13 protein-coding genes are annotated in these 15,988 nt (G+C 75.5%); 7 read left to right on the forward strand and 6 right to left on the reverse strand.

Annotated features, from left to right (window positions below; translation table 11 throughout):
* Positions 1 to 38 precede the first annotated feature (38 nt).
* The gene (locus tag LG396_RS17560) at positions 39 to 572 is read left to right on the forward strand and encodes an NUDIX domain-containing protein (protein ID WP_026276246.1); all 534 of its coding nucleotides are present in this window, start codon (positions 39 to 41) and stop codon (positions 570 to 572) included.
* Between the two features lie 72 nt (positions 573 to 644).
* Here the strand turns inward: LG396_RS17560 and LG396_RS17565 are convergent, their stop codons facing one another.
* Positions 645 to 902: a hypothetical protein gene (locus tag LG396_RS17565; protein ID WP_018836354.1), complete on the reverse strand. Its 258-nt coding sequence runs from the start codon at positions 900 to 902 to the stop codon at positions 645 to 647.
* Between the two features lie 320 nt (positions 903 to 1,222).
* On the opposite strand from LG396_RS17565, the gene LG396_RS17570 reads away from it, so the two are divergent.
* The 3 genes from LG396_RS17570 to LG396_RS17580 are packed head-to-tail and all read left to right on the forward strand — an operon-like array spanning position 1,223 to position 4,907.
* Positions 1,223 to 1,543, forward strand: coding sequence for an SHOCT domain-containing protein (locus tag LG396_RS17570; protein WP_018836355.1), 321 nt, complete (start codon positions 1,223 to 1,225; stop codon positions 1,541 to 1,543).
* The gene (locus tag LG396_RS17575) at positions 1,540 to 2,355 is read left to right on the forward strand and encodes an ABC transporter ATP-binding protein (RefSeq protein WP_225795456.1); all 816 of its coding nucleotides are present in this window, start codon (positions 1,540 to 1,542) and stop codon (positions 2,353 to 2,355) included. Before LG396_RS17570 ends, LG396_RS17575 begins: the two co-directional genes overlap by 4 nt.
* The gene (locus tag LG396_RS17580) at positions 2,352 to 4,907 is read left to right on the forward strand and encodes an ABC transporter permease (RefSeq protein WP_225795457.1); all 2,556 of its coding nucleotides are present in this window, start codon (positions 2,352 to 2,354) and stop codon (positions 4,905 to 4,907) included. Before LG396_RS17575 ends, LG396_RS17580 begins: the two co-directional genes overlap by 4 nt.
* A gap of 529 nt (positions 4,908 to 5,436) precedes the next feature.
* Here LG396_RS17580 and LG396_RS17585 read toward each other — a convergent pair.
* The gene (locus LG396_RS17585) at positions 5,437 to 5,778 is read right to left on the reverse strand and encodes a hypothetical protein (protein ID WP_018836358.1); all 342 of its coding nucleotides are present in this window, start codon (positions 5,776 to 5,778) and stop codon (positions 5,437 to 5,439) included.
* Between the two features lie 150 nt (positions 5,779 to 5,928).
* On the opposite strand from LG396_RS17585, the gene LG396_RS17590 reads away from it, so the two are divergent.
* The gene (locus LG396_RS17590; protein WP_308190110.1) at positions 5,929 to 7,071 is read left to right on the forward strand and encodes a PLP-dependent cysteine synthase family protein; all 1,143 of its coding nucleotides are present in this window, start codon (positions 5,929 to 5,931) and stop codon (positions 7,069 to 7,071) included.
* Between the two features lie 40 nt (positions 7,072 to 7,111).
* Here LG396_RS17590 and LG396_RS17595 read toward each other — a convergent pair whose 3' ends face one another.
* Positions 7,112 to 7,933 (reverse strand): DeoR/GlpR family DNA-binding transcription regulator, encoded by an 822-nt coding sequence (locus LG396_RS17595; protein ID WP_018836360.1) that lies wholly within the window; start codon positions 7,931 to 7,933, stop codon positions 7,112 to 7,114.
* Between the two features lie 204 nt (positions 7,934 to 8,137).
* On the opposite strand from LG396_RS17595, the gene LG396_RS17600 reads away from it, so the two are divergent.
* Entirely contained in the window at positions 8,138 to 10,645 is a 2,508-nt protein-coding gene (locus LG396_RS17600; RefSeq protein WP_225795458.1) for a hypothetical protein, read from the forward strand.
* Here LG396_RS17600 and LG396_RS17605 read toward each other — a convergent pair.
* The 3 genes from LG396_RS17605 to LG396_RS17615 form a co-directional block, all read right to left on the reverse strand.
* Complete coding sequence (locus LG396_RS17605) at positions 10,615 to 13,068, reverse strand: right-handed parallel beta-helix repeat-containing protein (RefSeq protein ID WP_225795459.1); 2,454 nt, start codon at positions 13,066 to 13,068, stop codon at positions 10,615 to 10,617. The two genes, LG396_RS17600 and LG396_RS17605, sit on opposite strands and share 31 nt — an antisense overlap.
* Before the next feature lie 97 nt (positions 13,069 to 13,165).
* Positions 13,166 to 13,714 carry a DUF6643 family protein gene (locus tag LG396_RS17610; protein ID WP_225795460.1) on the reverse strand — a complete coding sequence of 183 codons (549 nt, stop codon included), beginning with the start codon at positions 13,712 to 13,714 and terminating at the stop codon, positions 13,166 to 13,168.
* A 178-nt stretch (positions 13,715 to 13,892) separates the two neighbouring features.
* Positions 13,893 to 15,047 carry a glycosyltransferase gene (locus tag LG396_RS17615; RefSeq protein WP_225795461.1) on the reverse strand — a complete coding sequence of 385 codons (1,155 nt, stop codon included), beginning with the start codon at positions 15,045 to 15,047 and terminating at the stop codon, positions 13,893 to 13,895.
* A 92-nt stretch (positions 15,048 to 15,139) separates the two neighbouring features.
* Here LG396_RS17615 and LG396_RS17620 point away from each other — a divergent pair, with 92 nt between their 5' ends.
* On the forward strand, positions 15,140 to 15,949 hold the full coding sequence (locus LG396_RS17620; RefSeq protein WP_225795462.1) for a glutamate racemase: 810 nt from the start codon (positions 15,140 to 15,142) through the stop codon (positions 15,947 to 15,949).
* The last annotated feature ends 39 nt before the right edge of the window (positions 15,950 to 15,988 follow it).

Here is a 15,988-nt window from a genome sequence, read left to right on the forward strand (position 1 = left end):
GGCCGTCACCGCCACTGGACGGCGACTAGGGGGACTACGTGCGATGGAGGAATCTCAGGGAGCACACCGTGTACGAAAACCGCTGGTTCCGCGTCAACCTGGCCGACGTGGAACTCCCGGACGGGCGCCACCTTGACCACTACCTGATCCGCCTGCGACCCGTCGCCGTGGCGACCGCGGTCAACGAGGCGAACGAGGTGCTGCTGCTCTGGCGGCACCGGTTCATCACCGACGTCTACGGATGGGAGCTGGCCGCCGGGGTGGTGGAGGACGGGGAGGACCCCGCTGCCGCCGCCGCCCGCGAGATGGAGGAGGAGACCGGCTGGCGGCCCGGCCCGCTCACGCACCTGATGACCGTCGAGCCGTCCAACGGCCTGACGGACGCCCGGCACCTCATGTATTACGCCACGGAGGCGGTGCAGATCGGCGACCCCGAGGACGACTTCGAGTCCGACAGACGCGAGTGGGTGCCCCTGAAGGGGGTGCCCGACATGGTCGGCCGCGGCGAGGTGCCCGCGGCGAACATGGCCGCGGCGCTGCTGATGCTCCATCACCTCCGCCTCGGCGCCTGACCCGGCCGCACCCGGCCGCCGGCCCCGCGGCGGCGGGGCCGGCGGCCGGTGTCCGATGCCCGGGTACGCCGCTCAGCGCCCCAGGGCCTGCCATAAAGCCAGCACCATCGCGGCCGCGCCGGTCAGCGCGGCGATCGACGGCAGTGGCCAGCGCGAGTGCTCCAGCGAGGTGACGCGCGCCGTCAGCTCGTCGATCTCCCGCTCCATCTGCTGACTGCGCTGCGACAGCAGTGCGAGCCGTCCGTCGATGCGGGCCTGGCCCACGTCGAGGGAGCGCCTGATCTCGGCGAGCTCGGACACGACCGCACTCGTGTCGGGTTCGGTGGCCACGGTCTGCTCTCCTTTGTCCCGTCCGTGCCCCCGCGTCCACCTCCATGGAAGCGCTACCAGGGGGCGCACGGCAGCGTGTGGAGAGTGCATGTGCACGTGCAGCGGGCGCGCCCCGTGTGAATAGCTCACGCAGGGTGACGGCCGCGGGCGTACGGGCCGGCGCACGACCCCCGCGAAAAGCGCCGGGAAGCAGCCGCGGACCGCCCGCGTACTCCGCCGGGAGCAGGCCAGGTGCCGCTGGCCGTACGACGACCCGGACCCCCTCCGAGCGGGACTCTCGATGGTGTCAGCACCACGGAACCATCGAGGAGTTGAGAACGATGAACACCCTGGCGCACTGGAACGACGGCGGGCCCGGCCCGTGGATCCTGCTCTTCCCGCTCATGTGGGCGCTGGTCCTCGGCGGCCTGTTCTTCTTCGTCCGCCGGGTCGTCAGGCGCGGCCGCGGCGCACCCTGGCAGCGGTTCCGAGGCGGCCCCGGAGGTCCGGGCGGACCGGGCTACGGCGAGCAGTCGCCGATCGCGGTCCTCGGGCGGCGCTTCGCGGCAGGCGAGATCGACGAGGACGAGTACTGGCGCCGGCTGTCCGTGCTGAACGAGGAGTTCGGCCGCCGCGGCGAGGGCAAGGGCGGTGCGGCATGACATCCGCGACCGGCACCGCCCCCGTGGTCACCGGCGCGGCCGCCCGCGTCGTCGACGCGGCCAAGGTCTACGGCAGCGGCGACACCGAGGTCCGGGCGCTCGACGGCGTCGGTGTCGCCTTCCCGGCCGGGCAGTTCACCGCCATCATGGGCCCCTCGGGCTCCGGCAAGTCCACGCTGATGCACTGCGCCGCCGGGCTCGACACGCTCACCGCCGGCGCCGCCTTCATCGGCGACACCGAGCTGGGCAGGCTCGACGACAAGCGGCTGACGATGCTGCGCCGCGACCGGATCGGCTTCGTCTTCCAGGCGTTCAACCTGCTGCCGACGCTGACGGTCGCGGAGAACATCACGCTGCCGACGGACCTCGCCGGCCGCCGCGGCGACCCCGCGTGGATCGACTCCCTGATCGACGTGGTCGGCCTGCGCGACCGGCTGCACCACCGGCCCGCCGAGCTGTCCGGCGGTCAGCAGCAGCGCGTCGCCGTGGCCCGCGCCTTCGCCGGCCGCCCCGACGTGGTCTTCGCCGACGAGCCGACCGGCAACCTCGACTCGCGCTCCGGCGCCGAGGTGCTGGGGCTGCTCGCCGACACCGTGCGCGAACTGGGCCGCACCGTCGTCATGGTCACCCACGACCCGGTCGCCGCGGCCTACGCCGACGAGGTGGTCTTCCTCGCCGACGGCCGGCTGGTCGACCGCATGGCGGCGCCCACCGCCGACCGCGTACTGGACCGCATGCAGCGCTTCGTGGGCGAGAGCCCCCGTACGGCCCGTTCCCTGGACACCACCGCGGAGAGGAAGAGTTCGTCATGAGCGGCACCCGCGCGTCGCTGCGGCTGAGCATGGCCGGGCTGCGCACGCACAAGCGGCGGTTCGCCGGCACGTTCTTCGCCGTGCTCCTCGGCGTCGCGTTCCTCGGGGGCACCCTCGTCATGGGGGACACCCTGAGGTCCAGCTTCGACGCCATGTTCGGCCGCGCCACCAGCGGTACGGACGCGGTGGTGCGCGGCGACGACATGATCACCACGCCCGGCGAGTCGTTCGGCACCCGGCGGACCGTCCCCACGGAACTGGCGGACGAGATCGCGGGGATGCCGGGCGTCGCCGCGGCCGAGCCCCGTATCGAGGGCCCCGGCCAACTCCTCGACAAGGACGGCGAGCCGGTGGGCGGCGGGGGCCCTCCGACCCTGGCCGGCAACTGGATCGCCGACGAGGACCTGAACTCGTACCAGATCGCCGAGGGCCGCGCGCCCGAGCGTTCCGGTGAGGCGGTCGTCAACCGGGGCGCCGCGAGCGACGCCGGCCTCGGGATCGGCGACACCACGACCGTGCGCACCCCCGACCCGCTGAAGGTGACGATCGTCGGGATCTCCACCTTCGGCGGCGAGGACGCCATGGGCCAGACCAGCTTCACGGCGCTGACCCGGGCGGACGCGGAGAAGTACCTGACGGCCGAGCCGGGCCGGGCCACCAGCATCCAGGTCCGCGCGGGCCCGGGGCAGAGCCAGGCCGAGCTGGTCGACTCCCTGTCCCCGGTCCTGCCCGACGGCATCGAGGCCGTCACCGGGCAGGAGGTCACCGAGGAGAACCAGGACCAGATCGCGGGCCAGTTCCTCAGCGGCTTCACCGCCGGCCTGCTCGGCTTCGCGGGCGTGGCCATGCTGGTCGCGACGTTCAGCATCTACAACACGTTCGCGATCGTCGTCGCCCAGCGCACCCGCGACAACGCCCTGCTCCGCGCGCTCGGCGCCACCCGGCGCCAGGTCGTGGGCCAGACGATGGCCGAGGCCCTGGTCGTCGCCGTGCTCGCCTCGCTCGTCGGCCTCGCCGGCGGCGTGGGAATCGCGGCCGGGCTCCAGGCGCTGTTCCCGGCGGTCGGCTTCCCCTTCCCCGACGGCGACCTGGTGATCAGCGGGCTGTCGCTCGTGCTGCCGTTCGCCACCGGCGTCGTGGTGTGCCTGGCCTCCGCGCTGGCGCCGGCGGTCCGCGCCGGCCGCACGTCGCCGCTGGCGGCGCTGCGCGAGACGGCCGTGGACGACTCCGGCTCCTCGCGGGTACGGGCCGTCGTCGGCGGCGTGCTCACCGCCGCGGGCGCCGCGTTCACGGTGTACGGCGCGTCCTCCGGCCCGTCGGTGATGCTGACGGTCGCCGGCGCGGTGGTCACCCTCGCCGCGTTCGTGGTGCTGGGCCCGGTGGCGTCCTCGTACGCCGTACGGATCCTCGGCGCCCCGCTGCGCCGCATGAACGGCCGCCTGGCCAGGCGCAACGCGCTGCGCAGCCCGAAGCGCACCGCGGCCACCGCGACCGCGCTGATGATCGGCGTCGCCGTGGTGTCCCTGTTCACGGTCTTCGGCGCCTCGCTGAAGTCCACGATGGACCAGACCGTCTCGCGCGCCTTCGCCGGTGACGTGGCGGTGCGGGTGCCGGCCTTCGGGCCGGAGAGCGGTGCGCTGAGCCCGAAGGTCGCCCCGGCGGTCGCGGAACTGCCGGAGGTCGAGCACGCGCTCGGCCTGGGCGCCGGCGTGGCCCGGGTGGAGGGCGACGGGCGGGCGCTGACCGTCACCGATCCCGGGCGGATGGGCGACGTGCTGGACCTCGGCGCGGTCCGGGGCAGTCTGTCGGACCTGGGCACGGACGGGGTCGCGGTCTCCGGGAGCGAGGCGGACGACCACGGCTGGAAGGTCGGCAGCACCGCGGACTTCACCTTCACCGACGGCGAGAAGCAGGCGTTCACCGTACGGGCCGTCTACGACCGGGCGGACCTGGCCGGCGACTACGTCCTCACCCGCGAGGCGTGGGAGCCGCACCGGATGCAGGACTCCGACTCGCTGGTCGCGGTCGCGTTCAGGGACGGCGTGGCCGAGGCGGACGGCAAGGCGGCGGTGGAGGGGGTCGCCGAGCGGTACGGCAACCCGGAGGTGCAGACGCGGGACGAGTTCGCCGAGTCCTCGGCGGCGGGCGTCGACATGATGCTCACGCTGGTCTACGCACTGCTGGCGCTCGCCGTGCTCATCGCCCTGCTGGGCATCGCCAACACCCTGACCCTCGCCGTGCACGAGCGGACCCGCGAACTGGGCCTGCTCCGCGCGGTCGGCCAGACCAGGTCGCAGCTGCGCGCGATGGTCCGGTGGGAGTCGGTGCTCGTCGCCGCCTTCGGCACGGCGGGCGGGCTGACGCTCGGCGCGTTCCTCGGCTGGGCCATGACGAAGGCCACGGACTCCTCGGGCGACGGGGTGTTCACGGTGCCGCCGGCGCAACTGGCGATCGTGGCCCTGGTCGGCGTCACGGCGGGAGCCCTGGCGGCCTGGCGGCCGTCCCGGCGCGCGGCGAAGCTGGACGTCCTGGGCGCGATCGCCACGGAGTGACCTGCGGTCCGCACGTCCGGCGTGGCGGTGGCCCCGTCCGGCTCCCACGGGAGCCGGACGGGGCCACCGCGTCGCAGTGCCGCGGGGCCGCAACGACCTCCGGGAGCGCGACGGCGCGCGTGCGCAAGTATCGGCCGCCCGCCGCCCGCCGCCCGCCGCCCGCCGCCCGCCGCGTGGCGGTCCGGACAGGCCGTGCGCCGGCACCGGCCGTCGCGGCCCGCGGGGCACGTCGGGGCCGGGCGAAGGGCCGTCGCCGTACGGCGAGGTCCCGGCGGCGTGCATGGCGGTCCGGCGGCGGTGGCGCGCAGGCGGTATGTCTGCTCCGGCTCTGCGCCCGTACCTCCGCCTCCGGTCCGCGCGGAGCGTCTCCGCAGGCGGAGCCGGCCGGCCGGACGCCGCGTGGCCACCGTCCTGCTCCGGGGCCGGAGGCCGGCACGCCGCAGCACCGCACCGCACTCGTCCGCCCCGGTCCGCGGCGCCGGCCGCGGTGTGCCCGTACGTCCGCCTCCGCCTCCGCGGAGCGGGAACGTCAGCCGAAGTGCGCCGCTCCGCCCGCCTGGCCGCGCGCAGCGCGTACCGCTTCGAGGAAGTCGCCCGCCGCCTTCTCGCCCGACTCCTCGTTCCTGCCCCGTTCGCCCGTCAGCGTCAGGACGTACTGCCTGCCGTTGACCGACGCCAGCGCGCGGTCGCCGCGGCCGAACCACGGCCGGGCCGCACGCACCTCCGCCACCGGGGCGCTGTCGATCTGGGTGCCGTAGCTGGTGAGCAACTCCAGCCGGCCGTCCTTGATATGCACCTGCCCCGCCCGGGTGAGCGAGCGCAACCAGCGCCCGATCCGCACCCCGCGAGCCGTGTACTCCGTCTCCGCCACGCCGACCCTCCTCGGCTCCCCCACAGCGCTCCCCCTGGAGCGATGAGCGCGCATGGGCGGCACCCCCCGCGACCGCGGGCGGTACCAGCACTCCTGCCAGTGTGCCCACGACCGGCCGAGGTGGCCAGAGGCCCCGCATATGATCGGGGCGTGAGCGCCAGCGCACCATCCCCGGCCGCCGCCCCCGGCGGCGCCCTCCCCACCCTCGACGTCGACCGCAGCGACCCGGACGCGCGCGCCTGGCTGCAGGAGGCCGTCCGGAAGGTGCAGGCCGACGCCAACCGCACCGCCGACACCCACCTGCTCCGCTTCCCACTGCCCGAGCGCTGGGGCATCGACCTGTATCTCAAGGACGAGTCCACGCACCCCACCGGCAGCCTCAAGCACCGCCTCGCGCGCTCGCTCTTCCTCTACGGCCTCTGCAACGGCTGGATCCGCCGCGGCAAGCCCGTCATCGAGGCGTCCTCCGGCTCCACCGCCGTCTCCGAGGCGTACTTCGCCGACCTCATCGGCGTGCCCTTCATCGCGGTGATGCCGCGCACCACCAGCAGCGAGAAGACCCGCCTCATCGAGTTCCACGGCGGCACCTGCCACCTGGTGGACGACCCGCGGACGGTGTACGAGGAGTCCGCCCGGCTGGCCGAGGAGACCGGCGGCCACTACATGGACCAGTTCACCTACGCCGAGCGGGCGACCGACTGGCGCGGCAACAACAACATCGCCGAGTCGATCTACACCCAACTGCGCCTGGAGCGCTTCCCCGAGCCCGCCTGGATCGTCGCCACCGCCGGCACCGGCGGCACGTCGGCCACCATCGCCCGCTACGTGCGCTACCTCCAGTACGACACCCGCGTCTGCGTCGCCGACCCGGAGAACTCCTGCTTCTTCGCCGGCTGGGAGAGCGGCGACCCGGACGTCACCGTCGACCGCGGCTCACGCATCGAGGGCATCGGCCGCCCCCGCATGGAGCCCAGCTTCCTGCCCGCCGCCATCGACCGGATGATGAAGGTCCCCGACGCGGCCACGGTCGCGGCGGTACGCGCCCTGGAGCGGGGCATCGGCCGCCGCGCGGGCGGCTCGACCGGCACCGGGCTGTGGAGTGCGCTGAAGATCGTCGGGGAGATGGTCGCCGAGGGCAGGGGCGGCAGCGTCGTCACGCTGATCTGCGACCCGGGCGACCGCTACCTCGACAAGTACTACTCCGACGACTGGCTCGCCGGGCAGGGCCTCGACATCGGCCCGTACGCCGCGCACCTCGACGCCTTCCTCGCCACCGGCCGCTGGTCCTGCTGACCGCCCCAACGGCCCGGCGGCCGGGCCGGCCGCCCGCTCCTCAGCCGTCCGCCGGCTCCTGCGGCTCGCCGGCGACCACGACCTCCGGCAGGTGCTCCGCCATCTCCGCGCGCGCCTCCGGGCGCACCCCGGGGTCCGTGACCAGCGCGTCGACCGCTTCCAGCGAGGCGAACGAACTCAGGCCCACCGTGCCCCACTTGGTGTGGTCCGCGACCACCACGACCCGGCGCGCCGCCCGCACCAGGTGCCGGTTCGTCTCCGCCTCGGCCAGGTTCGGCGTGGAGAGGCCGGCCTGCACCGATATGCCGTGCACCCCGATGAACAGCACGTCGAAGTGGAGCGTGCGGATCGCCTGGTCCGTCACCGGGCCGACCAGCGAATCCGACGGCGTACGCACCCCGCCGGTCAGCACCACCGTCGCGCCGCGCGCCCCCGGCTGCTGCGCCGCGTAGAACACGTCGGCGACGCGCACCGAGTTGGTGACCACCGTCAGGTCCGGCACCTCCACCAGATGCCGCGCCAGGGCGAACGTCGTCGTCCCGCCGGAGAGGGCGATGGCCGCGCCCGGCGCCACCATCTGCGCCGCCGCGCGGGCGATCTCCTCCTTCGCGCCCGTCTCCCGGGACGACTTGGCCTCGAAGCCCGGCTCGTGCGTGCTCGCCTCGGCGAGCGGGACCGCACCGCCGTGCACCTTCTCCACGACCCCCTGGCGCGCGAGCGCGTCGAGGTCGCGCCTGATGGTCATGTCCGAGACGTTCAGCCGGCGCGTCAGCTCGTTCACCCGCACCCCGCCGCGGCGCCGCACCTCGTCCAGGATGAGGGCCCGGCGCTGCTCCGCGAGCAGGTTCTGGTTGTCGCTCACGCCGTCCGCCCTTCGTCCCGGGGTCGCTTGTCCGGGTCATCCTCCCATGCGGGTACGACACGCGGCCGCGGGTGTTCGCCCACCGGGGGGCGCCCGCGTCACGATTCTGCTTCGCCTCCCGCGGGGGAAGCTGTACGGGACGGCCGATCCCGGGATGCTGGTCACTCGGCACTGACCGCAGGACGGCACGGGGGGCGAGAGGGCATGCAGCCGGAGGCGCTGAGCGCCAGGGGGCGCACACCGCTGGGCAAGGCGGACGGATCGGCCGGCAGGGGCGGCGGGGCGCAGCCGGCGCTGGAGTTGCTGGTCCACGGGGTGGGCGGGGCCACCCCGGAGGAGATGCTGGGGGACCCGCGCACGGAGTTGGTCACCGGCGACCGCACGGCCGGCATCCACCGCCGCAGGGACGACGTCCGGGCGGAGGAGCCGGAAGCCGAGCCGGCTGGGGGGCCGGCGGAGGAGGGGGCCGGGGACGGGCGCGGGGAAGGCGGCGGATCCCGTACGGAGCCGGTGCAGGAGGCGTACTGCTGGTCGAACCTCACCTCGGGCAACGGCGCCCGCGCGCTGTGGCTCGTCCTGCTCCCGTTCATGATCGCCAACCTCGTGCACTGGATGCGCCCCGCGGCTCCCTCCGGGCACCGCGCCCACCGGGCGTACGACGTGCTGGTGCGGATCTTCGCGCTCACCCTCACCGTGCAGCTCGTGCTGGCCGCCGGCGAGGTGACCCTCGACCTGCTGGCCTGGCAGTGCGCGGGCAGCGCGCACTGCACCGCCGACAAGTCGTGGCTCGGCTTCATGTCCGCCGGCGACGGCGGCTGGTTCGGAGGGCCCGGCCGGCGGCTCGCGCTGGGCGCTCTGGTGCCCGTACTGCTGACCGCCCTGCTGTGGTGGCTGTCGCGGCGCACCTGGAGCATCTACGAGTCGGCCAAGCCCTCGCCGCGCGCCGGCGCCCCCGGCGCCGCCGCGGGCGAGCAGTCCGCGCTGTCCCTGCCCGGCTTCTGGTACGGGCGCCGGCTGGTGGCCCGGCTGCGGGCGGCGCACACCGCCACGGGGCTGCTGGCCGTCGCCTCCGCGCTCGTCGTCGTCACCGCCGCGGCCGACGAGGACACCGGCGGCGGGCTGCGGGCCGCAGGCTGGGTGCTCGGCGCCCTGATCGCCGCCGGCTGGATCGCCGTCCTCGCCCTGGTGTGCCGCTCGGGCCGCACCGAGGCGGAGCCCGACATGGGCGAGGACCGCCGCGCCGTACGGGCCCTGCCCGTTGCCGCGCTCGCGCTGCTGGCGGCCGTGCTCGTGCACACCGCCTGGTCCCGGCCCGACTGGACCTCCTCGGGGCGGCTGCCCGGCACGTCGGTCTTCAGCGGCCTGGCCCTGACGCAGGGCGTGCTCGCCGCCGGGCTCGCGGTCACCGGCTGGCTCCTCCAGCGCCGCGCCACCGGCGAGCCGCCCGCGCTGCGCGGCCTCGCCGGCGCGTGCGTCGCGCTGCTCGCCAGCGCCGTGGCCGGGGTCTTCTCCGGCGGCGTCGCCCAGCGCGTCGCCGACTGGCTGGACCGCGGCGCCACCCCCGGCGAGAACGGCCCGCTCGCCGGCCCGCCCGTGGTGCTGTCCTGGCAGGCCACCGCGATACCGCTGATCGCCCTGCTCGTGCTGCTGCTGGCCCTGGCCGGCGCCTGGCGGGTCTGGGTGCTGCGCCGCCGGATCGCCACCGAGGTCGCCGGGCTCTACCCCACCGAGCACCGGTACACCGGGGACAACGACCCGCGCACCGGCCGCATCGCCGGCGCCATCGCCCGCGCCCGGCTCACCGACGACGCGGCGCCCGCGATCGGCGCCGCCGCGCTCGCCACCCTGGTCCTCGGCGCGGGCGCCGTGCTCGGCGCCTGGCTCCACGACGAGGTTCCCGGCAAGGCCGCGCAGGGCGCCCCCGGCCCGCTGCCGGGGCTGGCCCAGACCGGGCAGGCGCTCGGCTCCTGGATGATGGGCGCCGGGGTCATCCTGCTGCTGGCCATGGGCCGGCAGGCGTACCGGGACCCCAAGTCCCGCCGTACGATCGGGATCCTCTGGGACGTCGGCACCTTCTGGCCGCGCGCCGCCCACCCCTTCGCGCCCCCCTGCTACGCCGAGCGCGCCGTGCCCGACCTCGCCTGGCGGACCAGTACCTGGACCACCCGCACCGGCGGCTGCCTGGTCATCTCCGGGCACTCCCAGGGCAGCGTGCTCGCCGCCGCGGCGGTCTGGCAGCTCGACCCGGACATCCGCGGCCGGGTCGCCCTGCTGACGTACGGGTCACCGCTGCGCCGGCTCTACGGGCGGTGGTTCCCCGCGTACTTCGGCGACCGGGCGCTGGCCGGACTGGACGACCAGACGCACGCCTGGAAGAACCTGTGGCGGCTGACCGACCCCATCGGCGGGCCGGTGCGGCCCACGACTCCCGACGGGCGGCCCAGCGACGTCGACCGCAAGCCGCTCAAGGACCCGCTGGCCTTCGAGCGCACCCCGGAGCACCCGCTGCCCGCCGCGATCAACGCGCACTCCGACTACCAGGCCGACCCGGCCTTCGCCGTCGAACGCGCCGAACTGCTCGCCCGCATCGCCGTCGCGCCCGCCGCGCCCCCGGAGGAGTGGCCGCGGCGGGTGCCGCGGCCCGCGGGGGAGCCGGACGCGGAGACGGCGGGCGGCGCGCCTCAGGGGAGCACCGGGATGTCGTCCGCGTAGAGGAGCGTCAGCTCGTCGGTCGTGGGGTCCGGAAGCTGGGCCACGCGGCCGGCGTGCCGCTCCACCATCGCCTCGAACGTCTGGCGCGCGGTGCGGCCGTTGCCGAAGCCGGCGCCCTTGGGGATCACGGTGAAGTACTTCAGCAGCGCCTCGTCCGTACCGTCGCCGAGCCGGTACTCGTGCTCCTCGGCCTGCTGCGTGACTATCCGCAGCAGTTCCTCCGCGGTGTAGTCGCCGAAGGTGATGGTGCGGGAGAAGCGCGAGGCCACACCCGGGTTGACGGCGAGGAACCGCTCCATCTCCGTGGTGTAGCCGGCGGCGATGACCACGACGGACTCGCGGTGGTCCTCCATCAGCTTCACGAGCGTGTCGATGGCCTCGCGGCCGAAGTCGCGGCCGGAGTCCTCGGGCGCCAGCGCGTACGCCTCGTCGATGAACAGGACGCCGCCGTGGGCCCGTTCGAACGCCTGCTGGGTGCGGATCGCCGTCGAGCCGATGTGCTCGCCGACGAGGTCGACCCGGGAGACCTCGACGAGGTGCCCGCGCTCCAGCACGCCCAGCGACGACAGGATCTCGCCGTACATCCGCGCCACGGTCGTCTTGCCGGTGCCGGGGGAGCCGGTGAAGACCAGGTGGCGGCGGACCGACGCGGCCTTCAGGCCCGCCTGCCGGCGCCGCCGGCCGACCTCGATCATGTCGGTCAGCGCCCGCACCTCGCGCTTGACGTTCTCCAGCCCCACCAGCGCGTCCAGCTCCGCCAGCACCTCCCGGGCGGGGCGCGCCTCGGGCTGCGCCTCGGCCACCGGCCGCACGCCGCCCGCCGCGCCCGCCTGCTGCGGCGCGAACGCGCCGAGCAGGCCGTCCGGTTCCGGCTCGGTGCGGGCGGCCGGCACGGTGGGGCGGGCGCTCGCCGTCTCCGCGCTCTCGTCGCTCGTGCAGTCCGCCACCACGGGGCCGCCGCCGGAGCCCTCGGGGGCGGCCGGGCCCGCGTCCGCGAACTCGTAGCCGCCGCGCGCGCAGCGCTCCGTACGGCAGCGGGTCAGGGCCGTACGGCAGCCGTCGATGACGTGGAAGCCGTAACCGAGGCTCCCGGTGACCCGGCAGCCGGTGAACGAGCCGCGCCCGGCGGCCGAGACGAACACCCCGGCCTCCGTGGGCGAGGTGATCGTGCAGCCCTCGACCGCGGGGTCGGCGCCCTTGGTGACGATGATCCCCGAGGCGACGGAGTCGACGGTGGTGTCCCGCACCGTGCCGCCGCTGCCGTGGTCGCGGAACCACGCGCCGGTCGCGGCGTCCCGGATCCGGCACTGCTCCAGCGCGACCGTCGCGCCGTCGCTCACCGACACGGCCGTGCCGCGGATCTGCGCGAGGTCGGTGTCGCTCGCCTCGACCACCGAGCCGCGGTCGAGGACGACGAGTGCGTCGGGCACGTCGTGCACCCGGCAGGACGTGAACGACGCGGCGGCGCCGTCGGACACCCACACCGCCGGGTAGTCGCCGGTGCTGTCGTGGACCTCGCACTGCGCCGCCTCCGCGCGCGTGCCGGCGTCCCACACCGAGAGGCCGTTGCGGCCGAAGCGGCGCACGGTGACCCGCGCCAGCCGCGCCTGCGCGCGTGAGCGCAGGTCCACGGCGTTCTCCGGGACGTCGTGGACCTCGCAGTCGGTGAGCTTGACGACGGCCTCGGTGTCCAGCGAGATGCCGTCGCCGGAGGTGCGGTGCACCGTGCAGTCCGTCAGCTCCCCGGAGGCGCGGGACGTCAACTGCACGCCGGCGCCCTTGATCTCGTAGACCTCGCAGCCCACCGCCTCGACCGTGCTGCCCTCGCCCGTGAGGAGCAGCCCGGCGCCGCCCGCGTGGTGGATGCGGCACTGCGACAGGTGCGCGCTCGAACCGCCGCGCACCGCGATCCCGCTGCGCCCTGCGGCCAGTACCTCGCAGCCCTCCAGCGCGCCGCCGGACCCGTCGGCGAACGTGACCCCCGTACCCGCCGGGTTGTCCACGGCACAGCGGCGGACCGTGGGCCGGGCGTCGCCGCGGACCTCTATGCCCGCGGCGGAGCGCGTCACGACCCGAAGCCCCGTCAGCTCCGGCCGGCCCGCCTCCACGAGCACCGCCGGGACCGCCGCGTCCTCCCCCTCGACGTGCAGTCCCTCGACGACGGCCGACGCCCGGACGGTCAGCGCGACCCCGTCGGCCGGTGCGATGCGGACGGAGCCGACCGCGCCGCCCGGGCCGCGCAGCGTCACCGCCCGCTCCAGCACGACGTTCTCCCGGTACGTGCCCGGGGCCAGCGACAGCACGTCGCCGTCCCCCGCGGCCTCCAGGGCCGCGGCGAGCGACCCGTACTCCCCGGTGCGCCGGCGCCATCGCCCGGCCCGTACGGAGCCGGTGTGCGTGACCTGGACGGAGCCCTGTGCCATGTCCTGCTCTGCCCCCACCTCGTGCGTCGGCTTGGCTGGGGCACCACCGTAGCGCGCGCGGCGGGTCCGGCCTGCCACTGTCAGGCCGGACTACGGCTCAGTAGCGCTGTCCGTCCTGGTAGTACGGGCGGGCGTACTGGTCCGCGTACGTCTGCGGGGACGCCGGCCGCGCGGGCTGGGCCTGCTGCGGCGGCGCGGGCCGCGGGGCGACGGGGCGCATCGCCTCGTACCCGGGCGGCGCCGACTGCTGCTGCGGGCGCGGCTGTTGCGGCTGGGGGCGCTGCTGCTCGTACCCCTGGTCCCAGCGGGGCGGCTGCGCCTGCTGCGGGACGAACGGCTGCGGCGGGGCCGGCTGCGGGGCCGGCTGGTGGCCGTAGACCGGGGGCTGCGGGTGCGCCAGGTGCGTCCCGTGCGGCTGGTGGGGGTGCGGCGCGGGCGCGGGGGCCGGCGCCGGCACCGGGGCGGGCGGCAGCGCGGCGCGGGGCGCGGGCAGGGCCGGCAGGTGGGGGCCGGAGTCGTACGAAGGGACCCGGATCGGGGCGATCTGGGGGGTACCCCGCTCTTCGACCAGACTGTCGTAGATCGGGGTGTCAGGGAAAGGCGACGCGGCATAGTAGCCACTGCCGTACGGGCGGGGGGAGGTCATACCCCATAAGTTAAGCCCACGATGTGGTCGTTGGGGAGACCGATAAGAGGGTTGTTTCGCGGGATCGAGTAACCGACCCTTATCAATGCGTGTCAACAAGGGCAAAGCGGGCTTCTCGTCGTGTTGAGATTCTGTAAAGAGCAGGTGGACGGGGGGAGTTGGGCTACTCACGCGTAGGTCACGCGTACGTTCTGCCCTTCCAGGCGGCGCCCTTGCCGCGGTGGTGCCGTACGGCCGAGTCGACCGTCATGAGCAGATACAGCCCGGCGGTGAACGGCAGCAGCGCGGCGGCCCACGGCGGCTGCCCGTAGTACCTCAGCACGGGCAGGTACGTGCCCGCCATCACCGCCCACGCGAGTGTCCCCGCCACCGCGACGGCGGGCGCGCCGCCGAGGAGCCCGGCGGCCAGGGCCAGCGGCGGCACGAGGTACACGAGCGCGAGCCCGCCGACGGCGGCGGCCAGCAGCAGCGGGTTGTGCCGCAGTTGGGCGTACGCGCTGCGCGAGACCATGCTCCACAGCTCGGCCAGCCGCGGGTACGGCCGCACGCTGTCGACCCGTTCGGCGAGGCCCAGCCAGATCCGCCCGCCGGTGCGCTTGACCTCCCGCGCCACCGACACGTCGTCGATGAGCGCCCCGCGCACCGCCTCGGGGATCCCCGCCCGGCGGGCGGCGTCCGCCTTGAGCAGCACGCAGCCGCCGGCCGCGGCGGCGGTCCTGCCGCCGGCGCGGTTGACCCAGCGGAACGGGTAGAGCTGGGCGAAGAAGTACACGAACGCCGGCACCACCAGCCGCTCCCAGCCGGTCGCGGTGCGCAGCCGGGCCATCTGCGACACCAGGTCGTACCCGCCGGCCTCGGCGGCGGCGACCAACTCCCGCAGGCTCTCGGGCCGGTGGGCGATGTCGGCGTCGGTGAGGAGCAGGTACTCGGCGTCGGCCCGGTACGCCAGCTCGATCCCGTGCCGCAGCGCCCACAGCTTCCCGGTCCATCCCGGCGGGGGCTCGCCGGGTGAGGAGACGGTGAGGGGCAGGGCGCCTTCACCGGCTTCCGCGGCGAGCGTGCGGGCGGTCCCTGCGGTGCCGTCGGTGCTGCCGTCGTCGACGAGGAAGACCTGCGCGGACCCCGGGTACGACTGCGCCAGCAGGGTGGGCAGGCTGTCCGGCAGCACGGCGGCCTCGTCCCGCGCGGGCACGACCACGGCCACGGCGGGCCACTGCGCGGGCGGCGGCCGGCGGGGCAGCCGGACGTCGGTCCGCCAGAAGAGCCCCTGCCCGAGGAGCAGCCAGGCCCAGGCGAGCAGCGAAAGCAGGGCGGTCCACGACAGAAGAGTCACGCACCAAGTCTCCCGCGCGGCCTCCGCCGGGGCGAGCACCGCGGGGGCGTGCCGCCGCAGGCGGCCGGGCCGGGCCGGGCGGAGGCACTAAAGTGACCGGCGTGAAGATCGCGCTTGTGGATTCCGGGCTGGGGCTTCTGCCCGCCGCCGCCGCCGTGCGGCGGCTGCGGCCCGACGCCCGGCTGGTGCTGTCCTCCGACCCCGACGGCATGCCCTGGGGGCCGCGCGAGCCCGCGGATCTGGGCGAGCGGGTGCTCGCCTGCGCGCGGGCCGCCGCCGCGTACGGGCCGGACGCGCTCGTCGTCGCCTGCAACACCGCCTCCGTACACGCCCTGCCCGCCCTGCGCGCGGAGCTGGAGCCCGCGCTGCCCGTCGTCGGCACCGTGCCCGCCGTGAAGCCCGCCGCCGCCCGCGGCGGCCCGCTGGCCGTCTGGGCGACGCCCGCCACCACCGGCAGCGACTACCAGCGCCGGCTGATCCGCGACTTCGCGGGCGGCGCAGCCGCCACCGAGGTGCCCTGCCCCGGCCTCGCCGACGCCGTCGAGCACGGCGACGAGGCCGCCGTCGACGCCGCCGTCGCCGCGGCCGCCGCGCGCACCCCCCGCGACGTCACCGCCGTCGTCCTCGGCTGCACCCACTACGAGCTGGTGGGCAAACGCATCCTCGCCGCCGTCCGGCAGCCCGCCGCCCCGGCCCCCGCGCTGTACGGCTCCGCCGACGCCGTCGCCGGGCAGGTCCTGCGCCGCATCGGCGCCGCGCCGGACCCGGCCGCAGCGCCCTCCGGCGACCTCACCGTCCTCCTCTCCGGCCGCCCCGGAGCCCTGCCGCCCGCCGCCCTCGGCTACGCCGAGGGGCGCCTGCTGGCCGGCGTCCCGGCCCCCTCCGGGGCCGTACCCGGATAGCCGCCGGAGGACTGCCCCCGCCGCCCGGCTGGCGTACTC

This window comes from Streptomyces aculeolatus, assembly GCF_020400605.1.
GTDB lineage: Bacteria > Actinomycetota > Actinomycetes > Streptomycetales > Streptomycetaceae > Streptomyces > Streptomyces aculeolatus.